The sequence below is a fragment of the Streptomyces sp. NBC_01478 genome (assembly GCF_036227225.1).
In the GTDB taxonomy this organism is placed as follows: Bacteria; Actinomycetota; Actinomycetes; order Streptomycetales; family Streptomycetaceae; genus Streptomyces.
This window is the reverse complement of record NZ_CP109444.1, coordinates 5,082,943-5,103,229: the sequence shown is the minus strand read 5'-3', so window position 1 is coordinate 5,103,229 and position 20,287 is coordinate 5,082,943. Positions and strand designations below refer to the sequence as shown.

Below are 20,287 nucleotides of genomic sequence, written 5' to 3'. Positions count from 1 at the left end.
GTCAGAACTCGCTCTTCGGCTGGGGGAAGTTGACACCGTGGCGTTTCCAGTCGGTCCTGCACCACGGCAGCCTGAGCTCCACGGGTTCGGTCACGACGAGCGGGTAGTGGTCGGTGTCGCGTACGACGGCCGAGTCGGGGTTCTCGAACACGGTGTGCACATAGCGGTGGCCGGTGTCGGGCGTCACGAAGACGACGGGGTGCCGGTCGTCGAAGCCGTGCCCGGACGCCTGCCAGGTCGCCACCGCGTACGCGGCGCCGCTCGACAGGCCGGCGAACACGCCGTGTTCCCGGAGGAGTTCGATGCTGCCCGACCTCGCGTAGGTGAAGTCGATCCAGTGGATGTCGTCGTAGGCGTCGTAGTCGATGTTGCCGAAGTGGATTCCGCTGCCGAGGCCGGCGATGAGGAACTCGGGGTCCTCGACGTCCTGGCTCGCGAAGGAGACGCTCCCGAAGGGCTGGATCCCGAGGAGGCGGGCGTCGACGCCGTGGCGGCGCAGGGCCGTGGCGAGTCCGCCCGTCGAGGCGCCCGATCCCACTCCGCCGACGAGGACCAGCTCGGGGACGTCGAGCTGCTTCATCATGCTCTTGGCCGCGTCTTCGTAGCCGTGGTAGTGGATCTGGTCGTGGTACTGGCGCATCCAGTGGGCGCCGGGGTTCCGCTCGACGTATTCGAGCACCTTCCGCACCCGGCCGCCCTGGTCCAGCTTGGCGTCGTCCGTGGCGTCCGGCTGGTCCACCGTGGCGCCCAGGACCTGGAGTTGGGCCCGCAGGGCGGCGTCGACGATGGGGGAGGCGATGATGTGGCAGTGGAAGCCGTACTTCTGGCAGGCCAGGGCCAGTGCGTGCGCGTAGACGCCGCTGGAGCTGTCGACCAGGGTGTCGCCCGGGTGGATCACGCCGTCGGCCATGAGCCGCTCCACCGCACCGAGCGCGGAGATCACCTTCATGGACTCGAACCGCAGCGTGTACAGGCCGGGGCGCAGGCGTATCAGGTGGGGCTGGGCGAGCGCGTCGGCGATGTGGTCAAACAAGGGGGTACCCCGCTCTCGTGAAGTAGCACTTGTAGCCCCGGAGCAGGAAGTACCTGCACAGATCGGCTCGGGTGGTCGCGTCGAAGTCGGCGGTCGACAGCAGGCCGACGACCGTGCCGGTGTGCGCCCGGACGACACCCACGCCCCCCAGGTCCCAGTGGTCCCGGAGCAGGTCCGCGACCAGTCCGCTCGGGAGGTAGTCCTGCGCCAGCTCGGCCGACCGGGTCGCCTCCCGGGCCATCGCGAGCCCGTCCTGCGCGGTCAGGGCCTCGTCGAGCCGGCGCAGCGAGTGCGCGTAGTCACTCGCCGAGTCCCGGTAGTGGCGCAGCAGGTCGGTCTCGGGGAAGTCCTCGGTGCGCACCTCGTGCTCGGCGTACGCGTAGCAGACGTTGAAGGCGACGGTCGACGGGTAGTCCCGGACGAAGACATGGGCGCCGCTGAGATACAGCGTGTACCGGTCGGCGTGAATCGCGTCCGACCGTTCGATCGTGGTGAGGATCTTCCGGGTGGTCTCCGGGTCGCCCTTGTGGTCGAACAGGCAGTCGAGGCATCTGATGAGGGCGAGGATGTCGGCGGTCGAGCTGGACATGCCCTTGCCGACGGGCAGGTCGGAGCTGAACTCCCAGCGGCCGGCGGGTAACTCGACGTCGTGTATACGCGTGTAGCACTTGAGCGTGGCTCGTCTCTTCTCCGTGAGGCGTTCCACCGGAGGGGCTCCGTCGCGATCGTCCGGGGCCGGCTCCAGGTGGTAGCTCGCGTAGCTGTGACGTGCCACCGGAAGGGTCACGAGGCCAATACGAGAGCCCCCGTTGTACGGCACCGGCCCCTGCCATAACTCACCGAGGGATCCATGTGCCGCCGCATGCGCGACAAGCACTTCCTCCACCTTTCCGAATTTCCGAGATTTCCTGGAGGCCGCATGACCGAACGGGAATGAATTCGCGATTCGCGGCACCTCACAGGTCGAATCGGCGGAGCTCGACCGCCGTCGACCTGGCGGCTTTGCTGCACCCCGTCCGAGCCGCCGAAAGAAGTTAGGCAGAGACGCGTCAGACCTGTCAAGGCAATAATATTGGGCGATTCGCACCCGCACGCGCAGTTCGCCTACTTTATTCAAGAATGCCGGTTGCGCACCGGATCGGGATCATCATAAATTCTTCACGCATGAAATCGACGGGGCTGGGAACGCGGGCGGCGATACAGGGGAATGCCGTTGTGGGCCGGCCGGTCGAAATCGCACGGAAGTGGCGAGGAGGGGGTGACGAACGATGGTCGAGTCCGTCGGTGCGCGCGCGGCGTGGCGGAGATGCGAGATCTGGCCAAAGCGAGGATGAAAGTGCCGCGCCATTACTTCGGAATCACGTGCGGAGATCCTCTGTCCATGCAGGTCAGGCCGTGATCCATCCAGGTCGAAAGCGCATGTTTTCGGCCAGAACACGTCACCCGGTATACCGAACCGACTGGCCGGTATAGGTCATTCGTTTTACTGTTGACTGAGTCGAGCCGGATCGGTTACGTTCTCCCGTGTTCGATTTTGTGGGGGCGGACCTGAGGTCCAAAGAGCGAGCGAGCAGCGCCAAGCGGCAGCGCACCCTGATATGCGACTCGGGCGAATCGAGCCCGTCGTACGGGATTCTCAGCGGTCTGCCGTACGGGATTATCAGCGGTTTGCCGAAAATCACCCACTGAGACCTCTGCATAGTTCACACAGATGGGTATCCAGTGCAGTGTTATCTGCCAGGTCGAACCTGACACTCTTACTCGCGCTCAGTATGGGTGCCTTCAGCATCGGTACTGACAGTTTTGTTATCAATGGCCTTCTCGAAGACATAGCGGCGGACCTGCGGGTCACACGGTCCGGTGCCGGCCAGCTCGTCAGCGTCTTCGCTCTTGTCTACGCGTTGAGCGCGCCGGTGCTCGCCGCGGTCACCGGTGCTCTGCGCCGGAAGCGGCTGCTGCTGATCGCCATGGTCACCTTCGTGGCGGCCAACGCGCTGGGGGCCGTCGCGCCCGACTATCCCGTGCTCATGCTCTCCAGGGTGCTCGCGGCGCTGGGGGCCGGGCTGTACATCCCGTGCGGCATCGCCATCACGGTCGGCATCACGCCGGAGGAACGGCGCGGCCGCGCGATCGCCCTGGTGGCGGGAGGCATGTCCGCGGCCACCGCGCTCGGCGTGCCGATCGGAACCCTGGTCGGGAGCATGGGCGGCTGGCGTACGACGCTCGTCCTGGTGGCCGCTCTGGCGGCACTGTCGGCGGTCGTCCTGGCCGTGGCCCTGCCCCAGGTCCCGACCCCGCCGGCGGTCACCGTCCGCGAACGGCTCCGGGTCGCGGGCCATCCCGGTGTCCTGACGGCCCTGCTGTCGAACTCCCTGGCCTGTGCCGGGGTGTTCACCGTCTTCACGTACATCGCCCCTCTCACCACCACGACCACGCGGGTCGGATCCGGCGGAGTCAGCGCGTTCCTGCTGGTGTGGGGCGTCGCCGCCGTACTGGGCAGTGCCCTCGGCGGTCGCGCCGCCGACGCCGTCGGTGGTCTGCGCGCCTACCGCACGGCCACGGCGGTCCTGCTGGCCGGTCTGATCGCCATGGCGGTGCTCACCCTGCCCGAACCGAGCGGCTCCCTCCCGAGCCGCGCCCTGTTCGGGCTGGTCCTCGCCGTGATCAGCGTCGCCTGCTGGGCACTTCCCACCGCCCAGAACCACCGCATCGCGGGGCTGGACAGCCAGGCTCCCACCGTCGCGCTGTCGCTGAACAGTTCCTCCTCCTACCTGGGGGCGGCGATCGGCGGCGCCGTCGGAGGACTCGCCCTGGGGAACGGGTCCATGACCGGCCTGGTGCTGACCGGGAGCGGCATCACGGTGCTGGCCCTCCTGGTGCTCACCGCCACGGCCCGCCTGTCCGGGACCGGACGTTCCGGCACCGTCCAGGGTGTGTCGCCGGCTCGGACCGACCTGCCGGCGGCCGACTGATCCGCCACCGGATCCCCGCTCTCACCCCACTCGAACTGGCGCCTCCACCCGCACTTGCGTCCCCATCCGCCTGAGCGTCGCGCGCCGACCAGGGCGGTATCACCCAGATCACGGAGATTTGTGTGCACTCGATCGAGGACGAGAACGTACCGCAGCCAGCCGCCACCGCCGAGGAGGAACTGAACGCGATCTGGCGGGAAGTGCTGGCCCTGGAGCTGATCGGCAGGGACGACAGCTTCTTCGAACTGGGGGGCGACTCCCTGCTGGCCGCCCAGATCGTCACCCGCGTCCGGGAACGGTTCGGCGTCGACCTTCCGGTGCGTGACATCTTCGTCCATCCCACCCTGCGTGAGCTGGTGGAAGCGGTCCGGCAGGCCGCGGCCGGAACGCGGGACGCGGCCCCGGCGGACCGGCCGGAATCGGCCGCGGCGGGTGGCTCCTCGGCGGACGGTCCCCTGCCGGGCCGCCCCGCGCCGGACGCCCCGGTGTCGGTCAACGAGGAACAGATGTGGTTCCTGCACAGGCTCTCCGCACAGGACCCCGTGTACAACAGCTCGCGGACGATCCGGGTGCGCGGCGAGCTCGATCTCGACCTGCTGGAACAGGCGTTGACCGAGGCGCATGCCCGGCACGAGATCCTGCGCACCACGTACCGGGAGGAGCACGGCCGGCCCATGCCGGTCGTCCGTCCGCCCGGCCCGGTGCGGGTCGGGCGAGTGGACCTGTCCGGCCTGCCCGCCGCCGAGCGGGAGGAGGAACTGGCGCGGCTGATCGGGGAGGAACTCGCCCGGCCGTTCGTGCTCTCGGAACTCCCGCTGGAACGCTGGACGGCCTTCACCCTGGGCCCGCAGGAGCACGAACTGCTGGCCACGGCCCACCACATCGTGCACGACAGTTGGTCGTTCTCCCTGCTGCTCCGGCAGGTCGAGGAGTTCTACAACGCCCGGCTGCGAGGTGCGGGGCCCCGGGCCGAGACCCCCGCCCCGTCGTACCGGGCGTACGCCCGAAGCCAGCGGCAGGCGCTGGAATCCCCCGCCATGCGGGAGCACCAGGCCTACTGGCGCGAGCAGTTGGCAGGCGTGTCCGGGCTGCTCGGCCTGCCGACCGACAGACCCCGGCCGGCCGTGCGGTCGCATCGGGGCGGCCGGGTGGCGAGCGAGGTGCCGGCCGCGCTGATGCCCGCCCTGGACTCGGTCTGCCGCGCACAGGGTGTCAGCAGCTTCATGGTGCTGTACGCGTGCTTCGCCGGGATCCTCCACCGCTACAGCGGCGACACCGACCTCTGCGTCGGCAGCCCGCTCGCCAACCGGGGCACCCGGGAGGAGCAGGAGCTGGTCGGGCTGGTCATGAACACCGCCGCCCTGCGGACCCGGTTCTCCGACGACACGACCTTCGAGGCGCTGCTCGGGCAGGCCCGGGAGACCGTGCTGGACGCCGCCGCCCACCAGGCCTGCCCGCTCCCCGTCCTCATCGACGACCTCGGCATCTCCCGGACGGCGGCCCACACACCGCTGTTCCAGACCATGATCACCGTGCACGACGACAGCAGTCGGGGGCCGCGGTTCGGCGACACCGAGTCGGTCATCGCCGAACCGTTCAACGGGACCTCGAAATCCGACCTCGGCCTCATCGTGGCCCCCCGCGCCCGGACCCGCGCCGACGCCACCACGGCGAACGGCCTGCCGGCCGACGGCATCACCCTGATCTGGGAGTACAACGCGGACCTGTTCGACGCCGCGACCGTCGAGGGCATGGCCGCGGCCTTCCTCCAGATGCTGGCCCACGCCCTGGCCGAACCCGCGACCCCGGTGAGCCGGCTCCGGCTGGCCGACGACGAGGAGGTGCGGCGGATCCTGCACGAGTGGAGCGTCCCCGCGGCCGTGGGCGACGACCCGCACGGGGAGGTGTTCCTGCCGGTCCACCGCCGCGTCGAACTGCGCGCCCGGACGGACCCAGGCAAGGCCGCGCTGGTCCAGGGGGACCGCTCGGTGACCTACGGCGAGCTGGAGCGGGAGGCCGGCTCACTCGCCGGCCGGCTGCGCGAGGCCGGGGCGCGCACCGGGACCGTCGTCGGGATCTGTCTGCCGCAGGGACCCGACCTGGTGATCTCCGAGCTGGCGGTGCTCAGGACCGGAGCCGCGTTCCTGCCGATCGACACCGGGCATCCACCGGCCCGCGCGGAGGCGATGGCCCAGGACGCCGACGCCCTCGTGGTGATCACCGACGACCAGGGGCGGACCCGGTTCCCGGGCCTGACCTGTCTGACGGTCCGCCCGTCCGAGGGCGACGACACGGCCGCCGACGCCGTCCCGGACCCGGTGGACGTCTCCGCCGACGACATCGCGTACATCATGTTCACCTCCGGCTCGACCGGACGGCCCAAGGGCGTGGAAGTACCGCATCGCGGGCTGAGCAACCTCGTCTCCTGGTACGTACGGGAGCACGGCCTCGACGAGGACGACAACGCGACCTGTGTCTTCTCCCCCGGGTTCGACGCCACCCAACTGGAGATCTGGCCGTCCCTGGCGGTCGGCGCCACCCTGCACTTCCCGGACCGGGCCGTGCTGCTCGTGGCGGCCGACTACCAGCGGTGGATGGCGGAGCGCTCCATCACCCTCACCACGCTGCCGGTCACCCTGGCCACGCCCCTGCTGGGTCGGCCGTGGGACGCCGCGACCACCTTGCGGCTGATGGTCACCGGCGGCGAGCGGTTGACCGCCCGGCCGCGCCCTGGAACCCCGTTCCCTCTGATCAACGTGTACGGCCCCACCGAGACGACCGTGCTCACCACCACCGGAACGGTCGCCGCCGAGGGCGAGGTGCACGGCGAGCCCTCGATCGGCCGGCCCATCGACGGGGTCGCCGCCTACGTGGTGGACACAGGGCACCGACCGGTACCCGCCGGAGTCGTCGGCGAGCTCCACATCGGCGGCCGCGGCGTGGCCCGGGGCTACCTGGGGCGCCCGGAGCCGACCACGGAACGCTTCGCACCGGACCCGTTCTCCTCCGTCCCCGGTGCCCGCATGTACCGGACCGGCGACCTGGCCAGATTCCGTGCCGACGGCGAGATCGAGTTCATCGGACGGCTCGACGAACAGGTGAAGGTACGGGGGTACCGCATCGAGCTCGGTGAGATCGCCTCCGTGCTGCGGGCCCACGACCTGGTGCGCGACACCCACGTCACGGTCCGTACTCCCCGGGCACCGGAGTCCTCGGCCGGCTCGGCCCAGCACCAACTGGTCGCCTACGTGGTCCCCCAGGACACGGGGGCCGCACTCGACCGCGACCTGCTGCGCCGGCACGCGGCCCGCAGTCTGCCGGAGTACATGGTGCCCACCTGGTTCGTGGTGGTGCCCGAGCTGCCGCTCACCCTCAACGGCAAGGTCGACACCGCGAGGCTGCCCGAACCCGGCGGACAGCCGGCCGCACCGGCGGCAGGGCTGCCCGCCGACACCCTCGAACGCGGCATCGCCGCCATCTGGTGCGACGTCCTTCAACTGCCCGGGGTCGGACTGGAGGAGAACTTCTTCGACCTGGGCGGGCACTCCCTGCTGCTCACCCAGGTACACCACAGGCTGGAGACGGAACTCGGGGTGTCGGTCCCGCTGATGACCCTGTTCGAGTTCCCGACGGTGTCTTCCCTCGCCGCCCACCTCAGCGGTACACCGGCCGCGGCACCGCGCGCCGGGGCCCGGGACAGGGGCGAGCGCGGGCCGGCCGCGGCGGAGCCGATCGCGGTGGTCGGCATGGCCGGCCGGTTCCCCGGCGCCCCCGACGTCGACGCGTTCTGGGAGAACCTCCGGGCGGGCGTCGAGTCCATCACCCCGCTGGGCCCGGTCGGCCCCGACGGAGAAGGACTGACCGCCTTCGGACTGCTGGAGTCCGCCGCGGAGTTCGACGCCGAGTTCTTCGGCTACTCGCCGCGCGACGCCCTCCTCATCGATCCGCAGCAGCGGGTCTTCCTGGAGGTCGTGCACACCGCGCTGGAGGACGCCGGACTGGTCCCGCGCCCGGACGGCCCGGCCGTCGGCATCTTCGCCGGCGGCAGCATGACGACGTACTACTCCGTGCTGCGCGCCCAGCGGGCCCTGCTGCCCTTCGCCGACGACTGGGAGTTCCGGCTCGCCGCGGGGGCCGACCATCTGACCACGCGGCCCGCCCACAAGCTCGGGCTGAGCGGCCCCGCGGTGACCGTGGCCACCGCCTGTTCCACCTCGCTGACCGCCATCCATCTCGCCGCCCAGGCCCTCAAGTCCGGCGACTGCGACGTGGCCCTCGCCGGCGGGGCGGGCATCCGGCTGCCACTGCTTCCGGTCCGCTACAGCGAGGGCGGACCGTTCGCGCAGGAGGGGCACGTCCGGGCGTTCGACGCCGGCGCCACGGGGATCGTGGGCGGCAGTGCCGCCGCCGTAGTGGTCCTCAAACGACTGTCGGACGCGCTGGCCGCCGGTGACCACATCCATGCCGTGATACGCGGCTCGGCCATCAACAACGACGCCGGAGCGAAAATCGGCTTCACCGCCCCGAGCATCGAGGGCCAGGCACAGGTCGTACGGGCCGCGCACCTGGCGGCGGGCATCGAGCCGGACTCGGTCGGCTACGTCGAGACCCACGGAACCGGGACCCCGCTGGGCGACCCGATCGAGGTGGCGGGGCTCACCCGGGCCTTCCGGGCCGGCACCGACAAGCGCGGGTTCTGCTACATCGGCTCGGTCAAGACGAACATCGGGCACACGGATTCGGCCGCCGGTGTCGTCGGGTTCATCAAGGCCGTCCTCGCCGTGGAGAGGGGGGAGATCCCGCCCAGCCTCAACTTCGAGAAGCCGAACCCGCAGATCGACTTCGGCGCCGGCCCGTTCGTGGTCAACACGGAGCTGCGCGAGTGGAAGGAGCCCGGGGGCGTCCGGCGGGCCGGGGTCACCGCGCTGGGCATCGGCGGCACCAACGTGCACGTCGTGATCGACGAGCCGCCCGCGGCACCGTCGTCCGCCCCCGCCCCCGGCGGGCCCGAGCTGCTGCCGCTGTCGGCCCGGACCGAGGCCGCCCTGGAGGACCTGACGACGGCGACCGCCGAGCGGCTGGCCGAAGCCCCGGAGCTGTCCGTGGCCGACGCGGCGTTCACCCTCCAGCAGGGCCGTCGCGCCTACCCGCACCGCCGCTTCGTGGTCGCCGGCGACACCGCCGACGCCGCACGGACCCTCGCGGCCCGCACACCGCGGCGGGTGCAGACCGCGGCGGCGGCGCCCAGGGAACGCCCGATGGCGTTCATGTTCCCGGGGCAGGGAGGCCAGCACATCGGCATGGCCCGGGACCTCTACGAGCACCTGCCCGAGTTCCGGCGCCATGTCGACGAGGCCTGCGAGGCCGCCCTCGACAAGCTGGGCCTGGACCTGCGCGCCCTCATCCATCCCGACACACGTGACGCGGACTCCGTGACGGAGGCGGAGCGACGGATCAACTCGATCACCGTCGCCCAGCCGGCGGTCTTCGTGATCGAGTACGCGCTGGCCCGGCTCTGGCGCCACTGGGGCATCGAACCCGGAGCGGTCGTGGGCCACAGCCTGGGCGCCTACGCGGCCGCGTGCGCCGCCGGGGTGTTCTCCCTGGAGGACGGAGTCGGCCTGGTCGGCATGCGGGGGCGGCTGCTGCAGACCGTGCAGCCCGGCGCCATGCTGGCTGTCCGGCGCCCGGAACGAGACATACTGCCGCTGCTCCCGGACACCGTCACAGTGGCCGCGGTGAACGGTCCCGGACAGGTGACCGTGTCCGGACGCGAGGCCGACATCGACGCGTTCGCCCAGATCCTGACGGACCGGCGGATCGACTTCCGAAAGCTGCGCATCTCGGGCGCGGGCCACTCGCCGCTGGTGGAGTCCATCCTCGACGAGTTCCACGCGACGGTCGCCGCGATCCGTCTCGCCGAGCCCACGGTGCCCTACGTCTCCGACATGACCGGCACCTGGGCGGAGCCCGGACTGCTGACCGACCCGTCGTACTGGACGGCTCACATGCGCCGGGCGGTCCGCTTCGGGGACGCCCTGTCCACACTCCTGGAGGACCCCGACCGCATCCTCCTGGAGGTCGGTCCGGGCATGACCCTGACCACGCTGACCCGGCAGCACCCCGAGCTGAGCGAGCACCAGCTCGTGGTGCAGTCCCAGCCGCATCCCACGGACCCCAGCTCCTCGCTGGCCGTCGCCCTGGAGGCGCTCGGCAGGCTCTGGCTGACCGGCGCCCCGGTCGACTGGGACCGGGTGCGGCCGACCCGGCCGGGACGGCGGGTCAAACTGCCCGGGCATCCGCTGTACCGACGGCACTACCTGGTGGAACCGCCCGAATCCGAGGCGCCCCGCCCACCCGGTCCGGCCGGCGCCGCCCGCTCGATGCCCGACGCGTGGATGGGCCGCGCGCCCCGGCCCGAGGCCGACGGCAGCACGACCGAGGGCACACGGTACGGCGGGACCGCCACCCCGGACGACGAGGCCGCGGCCGGCCCGTCGACCGCATCGCGCATCACGCGGACCTTCCGGGAACTGCTCGGACTCGACGAGATCGAACCGGCCGACAGTCTCTTCGAACTCGGCGGCGACTCGGTCCTGGCCACCCGGCTGGCCGCCTGGCTGCGGGACACCTTCCACATCCCCCTGGAGACCCGCGAGGTCTTCGTCCACCCCACCGTCGAAGCCCTGGCCGAACTGACGGACCGACGTGTCGCGGAGAGTGATCGATGACGGCCGCCCGCTCGCCCTGGCTGGTCTGCCGACGGAAACGACCTCAGGCGCGGCTGCGCCTGTACTGCTTCCCGCACAGCGGCGGCTCGCCCGGCGAGTACGTGCGCTGGGCGGACGACCTGCCCGACGTGGAGGTGTGGGGCATCCAGGCCCCCGGCCGCGGATCGCGGATCACGGAGGCGCCCGTCACCTCGGTCCAGGAGTTCACCGACGGGATCCTGGGAGCCACCGAGTTCGTCGCCCCCTTCGTGTTCTTCGGGCACAGCCTCGGCGGTCTGACCTCCTTCGAGACGGCCCGGGCCCTGCGCGTGGCCGGCCGGTCGCTGCCCGAGCGGCTCGTGGTGTCCGCCTACCCGCCACCCCACCTGGCCCATCCGCGCAGCCCACTGCACACCCTGGACGACGACGAACTCCTGGACGCGATCGACAAGCGGTACGGCGGCCTGCCCGACGCACTGCGCCAGGACCCGGAGCTGGCGCAACTCGTCGTACCGGCCTACCGCGCGGACTTCACCGTCTTCGAGACGTACAGGCATGAACCCCAGCCGCCCCTCGACCTCCCCCTGTCCGTGCTGGGCGGGGAGGACGACCTCGCGACCCCGCTGCTGCCCGAGTGGCGCCGGCACACCAGCGCGGACTGCGCCGTGGAGTTGATCCCGGGCGGACATTTCTATCTGCGGGAACGACCGCAGGACTTCATGAACGTGCTGCGGAGGCTGATATGACGTCGAACATCCTGCGGGAGATCATCCACGGCCGGCTTCCCTGGGAGGAGCTGCGCTCCGTCCCCCGGCAGCCCGCCGAGGACCGGCGGGCCTCCGACGAAGCGATGGCCGTACTGGGGAAGGTGCTGGACGAGCACCTCGACGCACCCGACCTCGAAGCCGGCGGCCGGCTCTCCGACGGCCTGGTCCGCGGGCTCACCGACGCCGGATTCCTGGCCATGTCCCTTGCCTGCGAGGACGGCGGTCTCGGCCTGTCCGACTACGGCGCGTTCCGGGTCTACGAGGCGGCCGCCCACCGCTCGCCCGCCGTCGGCATGCTGCTGTCGGCGCACAACTCGATGGGGCCGGGCACCTATCTGCGCGCCCTGCCCGAGGGCCCGTTGCACGACCTTCTCGCCAAGCACCTGGCGGCCGGCTCGCTGTCCGCGATCGCCAGCACCGAACCCGAGGGCGCCGCGAACTCGGACCGGTCCGCGACCGCGCGCCGCACCGAGGACGGCCGCGGCTATCTGCTGAGCGGCGAGAAGGTGTTCATCAGCAACGGCTCCCTCGCCCGGCTCGTCGCCGTGACCGCGACCGTCGAGGACAGCGGCGGTCAGGTCGGCCTGTTCTTCGTCGAGGTGCCCGCGCCCGGTTTCGAAGTGGTCGCCGAACACGAGTACATGGGGTTGCGCGGGGCGCCCTCGGCCCATCTGCGGATGACCGACGTGTTCGTCCCGGTGGGCCACACGGTGTCCGCGCACGCGGAGTGGCGCACCGCGTCCCCGTTCGCGGAACTGCACACCCTGGCCCGGATCTATCTGATCAGCGCCCCCTCGACGGCCATCGCCCGGCGCTGCCTCGACCAGTCCCGGTCCTTCGTGGCCGGACGCCGGGTCGACGGACGCCCCCTGGCCGCGTACGAGGCCGTCCAGCGGATGATCGCCGCGTCGGCCGCGGACGTCTTCGCCATGGACAGCGCGGTACGCCGGGCGCTGATCGGCACCGACGCCACCAGCTCCCAGTGGGAACGGGACGCGCTGAAGAACATCACCTCCCTGAGCGCGTGGCGCGTGGCGGACCGCGCGGTGTCGCTGATGGCAGCCCAGGGCTTCGAGACCGCGCGCAGCAAGGAGGCCCGCGGGGTCACGGCCTTCCCCGCGGAGCAGGCCCAGCGGGATCTGCGCGGGCTGCGGATCGGCGGCGGCGTGGACTTCAACCTCGACCGCGTCCTGGCCGCGCGCATGCTCGCCACGTACTACCGGGACGCCCCGGAACCGCACACCGGACCGCCGGTGCCCGCCGCCCCCGACACGGGCGCTCTCTCGGAACCCAACCAGGAACACCTGACGGCTCTCTTCCAGGACGTACGACGGCTCGGTGAGGTCTGCGCCGACCTCACCGGCAGCACACCGGCCCCCGAGCTGCTGCTCCGCCAGGAGACGCTGATCGCCGTCAACCGCATCGCCACCGAAGTGTGCACGATGGCCGTGGTGCTCGCCCGCGCCGCGTGGAGCGAGCACGACGAACCGCACGCCCAGGACCTGGCGGCGGTCTACTGCCACGGCTCACGACGTCGGTTGACGAGCCTGTGGGAACAGGTCTCGCAGCCGCTCCCGGACGCCTACCGACGGCTGTCCCAGGCCTGGATGAGCGAGGAGCCGACCGACCTTCTCGCCCCCTGAACGACGCTCCTCGGCCCCGCGAAGGGACCGTCCGACTCTCTCGTAAAGGACGCAGATGACCAGCCTCACCGAAGCCGTGCTGTCCGGGGCCGACGGCCGGGAACTCCAACGGCACGCCGTCCCCGACCGGTTCCGCGCCGCCTACCTGCGGGTCGAGGACACCGGGATGTTCGCCGACGTGCGGGACAAGGACGTGCGCAAGTCCCTGCACGTCGGTGCGGTCCCGATGCCGGAGCTCGCCCCGGACGAGGTGCTGATCGCCGTCATGGCCAGCGCCATCAACTACAACACCGTCTGGTCGGCCACCTTCGAGCCCCTGCCGACCTTCGGATTCCTCAAGCACCTTGCCGCGAAAGGCGGTTGGCACACCCGGCACGACCAGCCCCATCACGTGGTCGGCTCGGACGCCGCGGGCGTCATCGTGCGCACCGGGTCCGCCGTCACCGGATGGCAGGCGGGCGACCGTGTAGTGGTCGCCACCGCCCACGTCAACGACCAGGAGCCGGCCAGTCACGCCGACAGCATGCTCAGCGACCATCCCCGCGCGTGGGGGTTCGAGACCAACTTCGGCGGGCTCGCGGACTACTCGGTCGTCCGGGCCAGCCAGTTGCTGCCCAAACCGGCGCATCTGACCTGGGAGGAGGCGGCGTGCAACCCGCTGTGCGCGGCCACCGCCTACCGCATGCTCGTCAGCGACAAGGGCGCCCGGATGAAACAGGGCGACGTGGTGTTCATCTGGGGCGCCAGCGGTGGACTGGGCGCGTACGCCGTGCAGTTGGTGCGCAACGGTGGGGGCACGTCCGTCGGTGTCGTCAGTTCCCCGGAGAAGGCGGAGCTCGTCCGCAAGCTCGGCTGCGATGTCGTCATCGACCGTACCGAGGTCGAACAGGGCGCCCCCGGCTCGCTGCGGACCCCGGAGGGCTGGAAGCGGATGGGCAAGGCGATCCGCAAGGGAGCGGGCGAGGATCCGCACATCGTCTTCGAGCACGTCGGCCAGGCCACCTTCCCCGCCTCCGTCTTCCTCGCCCGACGCGGCGGAACCGTCGTCACCTGCGGTTCGAGCACCGGGTATCAGCACCAGTTCGACAACCGCTACCTGTGGATGAACCTCAAGCGGATCATCGGCAGCCACGGCGCCAACCTGCAGGAGCAGTGGGAGACCAACCGGCTGATCAGCCAGGGCAGGATCGTGCCCCCGCTCTCCACGGTCTACGGCCTCGACGAGGTGGGCGAGGCCGCGCGCAGCGTCCAGTCCAACCGGCACATCGGCAAGGTCGGTGTCCTGTGCCTGGCTCCCGGGCCGGGACTCGGCATCTCCGACCCGGCCACCCGTGAACGCGTCGGCACCGACCGTCTGGATCTGTTCCGTACGGCGGCGAGAGGCCGTTGATGGAACCGATCCTGCGGGTCGTCCTGGACTCCGCCCGATCCGGGACGTCCCCGCTGTCCCCCGGTGACCTGGCCGGTCTGCCGCTGCCCGAGTCCTACCGGGCCGCGACACTCCATCGCGACGACGTGCCCATGTTCGAGGGCCTGGACAGCGCGGACAAGGATCCGCGCAAGTCGGTGCACGTCGAGGAGGTGCCGGTCCCGGAGCTCGGTCCGGGCGAGGCTCTCGTCGCGGTGCTGGCGAGCTCGGTCAACTACAACACGGTGTGGTCGTCGATCTTCGAGCCGCTGTCGACCTTCGGTTTCCTGGAGCGCTACGGCAGGCTCAGCGAGCTGACCAAGCGGCACGACCTGCCGTACCACGTCATCGGCTCCGACCTCGCGGGCGTCGTCCTGCGCACCGGCCCCGGCGTCAACGCCTGGAAGCCCGGTGACGAGGTCGTCGCGCACTGCCTGTCCGTCGAGCTGGAGTCGAGCGACGGCCACAACGACACGATGCTCGACCCCGAGCAGCGGATCTGGGGCTTCGAGACCAACTTCGGCGGACTCGCCGAGATCGCACTGGTCAAGTCCAACCAACTGATGCCCAAGCCCGGCCACTTGACGTGGGAGGAGGCGGCCGCCCTCGGCCTGGTGAACTCCACCGCCTACCGGCAGTTGGTCTCCCGCAACGGCGCCGGCATGAAGCAGGGCGACAACGTGTTGATCTGGGGTGCGAGCGGCGGCCTGGGCTCCTACGCCGCCCAACTCACGCTGGTCGGGGGCGGCTTCCCGATCTGTGTCGTGTCCTCGCCGCAGAAGGCGGACATCTGCCGGGCGATGGGCGCCGAGGCGATCATCGACCGCACCGCCGAGGACTACAAGTTCTGGGCCGACGAGCACCACCAGGACCCGCGCGAGTGGAAGCGGTTCGGCAAGCGGATCCGGGAACTCACCGGCGGCGAGGACGTCGACATCGTCTTCGAGCACCCCGGCCGCGAGACCTTCGGCGCAAGCGTCTACGTCACCCGCAAGGGCGGCACGATCGTCACCTGCGCGTCCACGTCGGGCTTCAACCACGAGTACGACAACCGCTACCTGTGGATGTCCCTGAAGCGGATCATCGGCTCGCACTTCGCCAACTACCGCGAGGCCTGGGAGGCCAACCGCCTGGTCGCCAAGGGCAAGATCCACCCCACCCTCTCCAGGGTGTACTCCCTGGAGGAGACCGGGCAGGCCGCCCACGACGTCCACCGCAACCTCCACCAGGGCAAGGTCGGCGTCCTCTGCCTCGCCCCCGAGGAAGGCCTCGGTGTGCGCGACGAGGAGAAGCGCGCCCAGCACATCGACGCCATCAACCGCTTCCGCACCGCCGGGTGACACGCACCGTCCGGCCGTGGCCACCGGCAGGAGAGCACCTTCCTCCCCACACGAGACAACGGGAGATCACCGTGAGCGAGACGAAGAACGAGCACACGACACCGACGGCGGACGTGTGGTTCACCTGGAACAACGTAGCGGCGGAGGAGTCCGCCCCCGAGCCGGGGTACTCCGGGATCCTGTTCGACGAGACGTTACGGGACGGCCTTCAGGCGCCGCACATCCGCAATCCCACCCTGGAACAGAAGCTGGCCATCGTGAACCACATGGCGGGCTCCGGAGTCCGCGCCGCCGACCTGGGTTTCCCCGGCTCGGATCCGACCGCTGCCCGGGAGTGCACCGAACTCGCCCGGCACATCGCCGCCGAAGGCCTGGATCTGGCGCCCGGCTACGCGGGCCGCACCCACCCGTCCGACATCAACGCGATCTGCGAGGTGGGCCAACGGGCCGGGGTGGCGGTCGAGGCCTACGTCTTCATCGGTGTCAGTCCCATCCGGCAGTACGTGGAGGACTGGGACATCGAGTTGATCCGGTGCGCCATCCGCGAATCGGCGGCGGAATGCCGGCGCGGGAACGTGGAGTTCGTCCTGGTACTGGAGGACGCGGTCCGGTGCACTCCGCAGGTACTGAGCAGCGTCTACGACGTGGCCGTGGAGACGGGAACCCGGCGGCTGACCCTCTGCGACACGGTGGGTGCCGCGGTGCCGGGCGGCGCCGAAGCCCTGATCCGGTGGACCCAGCGGTACTTCGCCGACCGCGGGCATCCCGTGGAGCTCGAATGGCACGGGCACAACGACCGGGGACTGGCCCTGGTGAACTCGCTCACCGCGCTCGCCCTCGGCTGCGCGCGCGTCCACGGCACGGTCCTGGGCATCGGTGAGCGGGCGGGCAACGCCTCGCTCGACCAACTCATGATCAACTGCCATCTGGACGGCCGCCACACCTACGACCTGAGCGCGCTGCGCCGGTACTGCGAGTACGCGGCACCCGTGCTGGGTGTCGACATCCCGCAGAACTACCCCGCGCTGGGCCGCGACGTCTTCAAGACCAGTGCCGGTGTGCACGCGTCCGCGATCCTCAAGGCGCACGAGAAGGGCAGCGCCGAGCTGAAGGACAGCGTGTACGCCGGAGTGCCGGCCGGACTGCTCGGCCGTGAGCAGGAGGTCCTCATCGACATGGCCTCGGGCGCGAACAACGTCAAGTACTGGCTGACCCGGCACGGGTACGCCACCGACGACGCCACCCTGATCAAGAAGGTCCTGGAGCGGGCGAAGGCCGGCCGGGCACCCCTGACCGACGAAGAGATAGGGCAGATCATTGCGACGGCCGGGTGACACGACGGGGCACGGCCCCGACCGCACGATCAAGCTCCGCGGCAACGTCCTGATCCTCACCGAGGACCCCGAACCGCTCGCCGCGCAACTGGCCGGCACCAGCACGCTCACCCCGGAACAGTTGTTGCGCGAACCCCTGCGGAACAACATCTCGACCGACGAGATCATCCCCGGCTGGTGCTGCTACTGGTACGACGACAAGCTCGGCGACTACGCCTATCTGGGGCTGCGCGGACGGCTCTTCGGCGAGGGCGCGGTGAAAGCGTTCGCCCCGCAGATCATCGTCAGCGGTGAGGCGAAGGGCAGCGGCTCGTCGCGGGAGCACGCCGTGTACGCCGAGAAGTACTCCGGGACCGAACTCGTCTTCGCCCGGTCCTTCGAGCGGATCTACCAGCAGAACTGCCGCAACGTCGGCATCGTCACCTGCGACGACTTCGACGTCCTCGCCGCCCTCCTGGCCGGGGAGGAGCTCCCGCTGGAGGCGTTCACCCGCAGCGCCAACGACATCGAACGCGCCGTCATCGACCTCGGCGGACTGTTCGGCTTCAACCGCGCGCACCGCGACGCGGCCCGGTCCGCGATCCGGCCCGCCTTCGCCGGAGGCGGACCCCTCAACATCGTGGAGAAGATCATCCACAGCCGGCTCTCGCCGCGGAACCGGCTGCCCCACGACGCACGGGTGCGGGTCGGCGAGTCCTACTTCGTCCAGACCGACGTCAGGTTCTCGCACGAGTACGTCACCCCCATGGCGGCCGGCATGTTCACCCAACAGTTCGGCGCGGACGCCACGCTCGCCGACCCGGACTCCTGCTACTTCTTCCAGGACCATCTCTCGCTGGCCGAGCAGGTGCTGACCCGGCGCCCCCGCGGCCCGGAACTCATCGAACGGGTCCACGACCTCGGCCGCCGGCAACAGGAGTTCGCCGCGCTCGGCGGAGGCCACTTCATCGGTCCGTCCGACACCGGGGGCAGCCGCGCCATCTGTCACAACCACATCGTGGAACACGTCGCCCGCCCGGGCGACGTCATCATCGGCACCGACAGCCACACCTGCACGGCCGGCGCCGTCGGCGCCTTCGCGTTCGGCGTGGGCGCGACCGACATCGCCAACGCCTGGTACAACCGCGAGATCCTGGTGAAGGTCCCCGCTGTCATCCGGATCGACCTGCGGGGCCGGCTCCGGCAGGGCGTGTGCGCGAAGGACCTCATGCTGACCCTGCTGGCGCACCCGATGATCGAGGGCAGCCAGACGCTGGGCAAGGTCCTGCTCTTCACCGGTGCCGGCTGCGCCCCGCTGAACATGGACGAGCGCGCCACGCTGTGCAACATGGCGGTCGAGGCCGGAGGCATGACCGCCCTGTTCGAACCGGACGAGGTGACGCGCGACCATCTGTCCACGCGCCCCGGCACGGATCTCGGCGAGCTGTCCCTGGCGTCGGACGCGGACGCCGGGTACAGCGCGGTCGTCGCCATCGCACTCGGCGACGTCGAGCCCATGGTGGCGCTCCCCGGAGACCCCAGGAACGCCGTCCCCCTCGCCTCCGTCCACGACGTCGTCAAGGTCGACAAGGTGTACGGCGGCTCCTGCACGGGCGGCAAGGCGTACGACATGGACATGTACGCGAGCGTCTTCGAGCCGGCCCGGTCACGGGGCATGTCGGTGCCCGAGGGCGTGCAGGCGTACCTCCAGGTCGGCAGCGAGACCGTCATGAAGTACGCCGTCGAGCGCGGCTACGTCGTGTTGTTCGAGGACGTCGGCGTGCAGGTGCTGCCGCCCTCCTGCGGGGCGTGCATCAACGCCGGGCCGGGCGTCTCGGAAAGCCCGTCCGAGGTCACCGTCAGCGCGCAGAACCGCAACTTCCCCGGACGCTCAGGACCCGGCCAGGTCTATCTGGCCTCGCCCTACGTGGTGGCCGCCACGGCGATCGCCGGTCGCCTCAGCTCGGTCGAGGAACTGTTGGGGACTCCGGTGGATCATCCGCCGTCCGCGCCCTTCTCGGCCTCCTCGGAGGCCCGCCCGTGAGAATCGCGGTGGTCCCCGGAGACGGGATCGGCCAGGAGGTCGTCCCGGCGACCCTGCCCGCCCTGACGATGCTCAGTGAGGCGTTCGGCCTCGGCATCGACTACGACGTGTTCGACTGGGGAGCCGACCAGTGGCTCGCCACCGGCGTCGGGCTGCCCTCCGGGGCGCTCGGCCACCTCGCCCGCGACTACGGGGCCGTCTTCCTCGGTGCGCTGGGCGATCCGCGCATCCCGGACATGGCCCATGGCCGCGACATCCTGCTCGGCCTCCGCAAGGGGCTCGACCTCTACGTCAACCACCGTCCCCTCGTGCTCCGGCACGGTGTCGTCGACCTGTACCGCGAGAACACCCAGGGCCTCTACGCGGGCGTCGGCGGTTCGCTCACCCGGTTCGGAGAGGTCACGGTGGCGATCGACGAATGCGTGTACACACGGGACGTCGTCGAGCGCTTCGTCCGGTTCTGCCTCGGCCGCCTCCGCGAGCAGGGCCGCCGCAAGGTGACCCTGGTGCACAAGTCCAACGCCGTGCCGAACACCGGCTCGCTCTGGCAGGACGTGTTCCGGCGCGAGATGGCGGCATTCCCGGAACTGACCGGCTCCGAGGAGTACGTGGACTCGTTCTGCTACAACCTGGTCCGCGATCCGACGCCGTACGAAGGCATCCTGGCGTCGAACCTCTTCGGCGACATCATCAGCGACATCGGCGCGGCCCTGATGGGCGGCCTCGGGCTCGCGTCGAGCGCGAGCGTCTGCCCGGAGAGCGGCTTCGCGCTCTTCGAACCCGTCCACGGCAGCGCCCCCGACCTCGTCGGCAAGGGCACGGCCAATCCGTATGCGGCGGCCATGTCGCTCGCCCTGATGTTCGACCACTTCGGCCACGGCGCCGCCGCCGGGCTGCTCCGCGACTGTCTGACGGAAGCGGCCGACAGCGAGGCGGCGACCCCCGACCTCGGCGGGAAGGGCAGCACACGGGACTTCATGGACCAGGTGACGGCCTTGCTGGAGCGCGAACTCGTGCGGCGCCGGATCCGCCCGTCGACGACAGGAGAGCTGTGAGA

At 70.6% G+C, this 20,287-nt stretch carries 11 protein-coding genes; 9 read left to right on the top strand and 2 right to left on the bottom strand.

Features of this window, described 5'->3' with window-relative positions; genetic code table 11:
- Window position 1: 1 nt before the first annotated feature.
- Together OG223_RS22820 and OG223_RS22815 are read right to left on the bottom strand one after the other, a co-directional pair.
- Window positions 2-1,033 carry a pyridoxal-phosphate dependent enzyme gene (locus OG223_RS22820; protein WP_329251622.1) on the bottom strand — a complete coding sequence of 344 codons (1,032 nt, stop codon included), beginning with the start codon at window positions 1,031-1,033 and terminating at the stop codon, window positions 2-4.
- Window positions 1,026-1,739, bottom strand: a complete 714-nt coding sequence (locus tag OG223_RS22815; RefSeq protein ID WP_329251619.1) for a GHMP family kinase ATP-binding protein — start codon at window positions 1,737-1,739, stop codon at window positions 1,026-1,028. The genes OG223_RS22820 and OG223_RS22815 overlap by 8 nt, the downstream gene beginning before the upstream one ends.
- Before the next feature lie 892 nt (window positions 1,740-2,631).
- Between OG223_RS22815 and OG223_RS22810 the strand changes: the two genes are divergently transcribed.
- The 9 genes from OG223_RS22810 to OG223_RS22770 all read left to right on the top strand — a co-directional run bounded on the left by OG223_RS22810 (window position 2,632) and on the right by OG223_RS22770 (window position 20,285).
- Window positions 2,632-4,005: an MFS transporter gene (locus OG223_RS22810; protein ID WP_329251616.1), complete on the top strand. Its 1,374-nt coding sequence runs from the start codon at window positions 2,632-2,634 to the stop codon at window positions 4,003-4,005.
- 122 nt (window positions 4,006-4,127) lie between these two features.
- Window positions 4,128-10,736, top strand: a complete 6,609-nt coding sequence (locus OG223_RS22805; protein ID WP_329251613.1) for a non-ribosomal peptide synthetase/type I polyketide synthase — start codon at window positions 4,128-4,130, stop codon at window positions 10,734-10,736.
- Window positions 10,733-11,461 carry a thioesterase II family protein gene (locus tag OG223_RS22800; RefSeq protein ID WP_329251610.1) on the top strand — a complete coding sequence of 243 codons (729 nt, stop codon included), beginning with the start codon at window positions 10,733-10,735 and terminating at the stop codon, window positions 11,459-11,461. The genes OG223_RS22805 and OG223_RS22800 overlap by 4 nt, the downstream gene beginning before the upstream one ends.
- On the top strand, window positions 11,458-13,125 hold the full coding sequence (locus tag OG223_RS22795) for an acyl-CoA dehydrogenase family protein (RefSeq protein ID WP_329251607.1): 1,668 nt from the start codon (window positions 11,458-11,460) through the stop codon (window positions 13,123-13,125). The genes OG223_RS22800 and OG223_RS22795 overlap by 4 nt, the downstream gene beginning before the upstream one ends.
- A 55-nt stretch (window positions 13,126-13,180) precedes the next feature.
- Window positions 13,181-14,515 (top strand): crotonyl-CoA carboxylase/reductase, encoded by a 1,335-nt coding sequence (gene ccrA, locus OG223_RS22790; RefSeq protein ID WP_329251604.1) that lies wholly within the window; start codon window positions 13,181-13,183, stop codon window positions 14,513-14,515.
- Window positions 14,515-15,873 (top strand): crotonyl-CoA carboxylase/reductase, encoded by a 1,359-nt coding sequence (gene ccrA, locus OG223_RS22785; RefSeq protein ID WP_329251601.1) that lies wholly within the window; start codon window positions 14,515-14,517, stop codon window positions 15,871-15,873. The genes ccrA (OG223_RS22790) and ccrA (OG223_RS22785) overlap by 1 nt, the downstream gene beginning before the upstream one ends.
- Before the next feature lie 71 nt (window positions 15,874-15,944).
- The gene (locus tag OG223_RS22780) at window positions 15,945-17,207 is read left to right on the top strand and encodes a LeuA family protein (RefSeq protein WP_329251598.1); all 1,263 of its coding nucleotides are present in this window, start codon (window positions 15,945-15,947) and stop codon (window positions 17,205-17,207) included.
- Window positions 17,191-19,230 (top strand): aconitase family protein, encoded by a 2,040-nt coding sequence (locus tag OG223_RS22775; RefSeq protein ID WP_329251595.1) that lies wholly within the window; start codon window positions 17,191-17,193, stop codon window positions 19,228-19,230. The genes OG223_RS22780 and OG223_RS22775 overlap by 17 nt, the downstream gene beginning before the upstream one ends.
- A complete protein-coding gene (locus OG223_RS22770) occupies window positions 19,227-20,285 on the top strand; it encodes an isocitrate/isopropylmalate dehydrogenase family protein (protein ID WP_329251592.1) in 1,059 nt (352 codons plus the stop codon). Before OG223_RS22775 ends, OG223_RS22770 begins: the two co-directional genes overlap by 4 nt.
- Window positions 20,286-20,287: the final 2 nt, after the last annotated feature.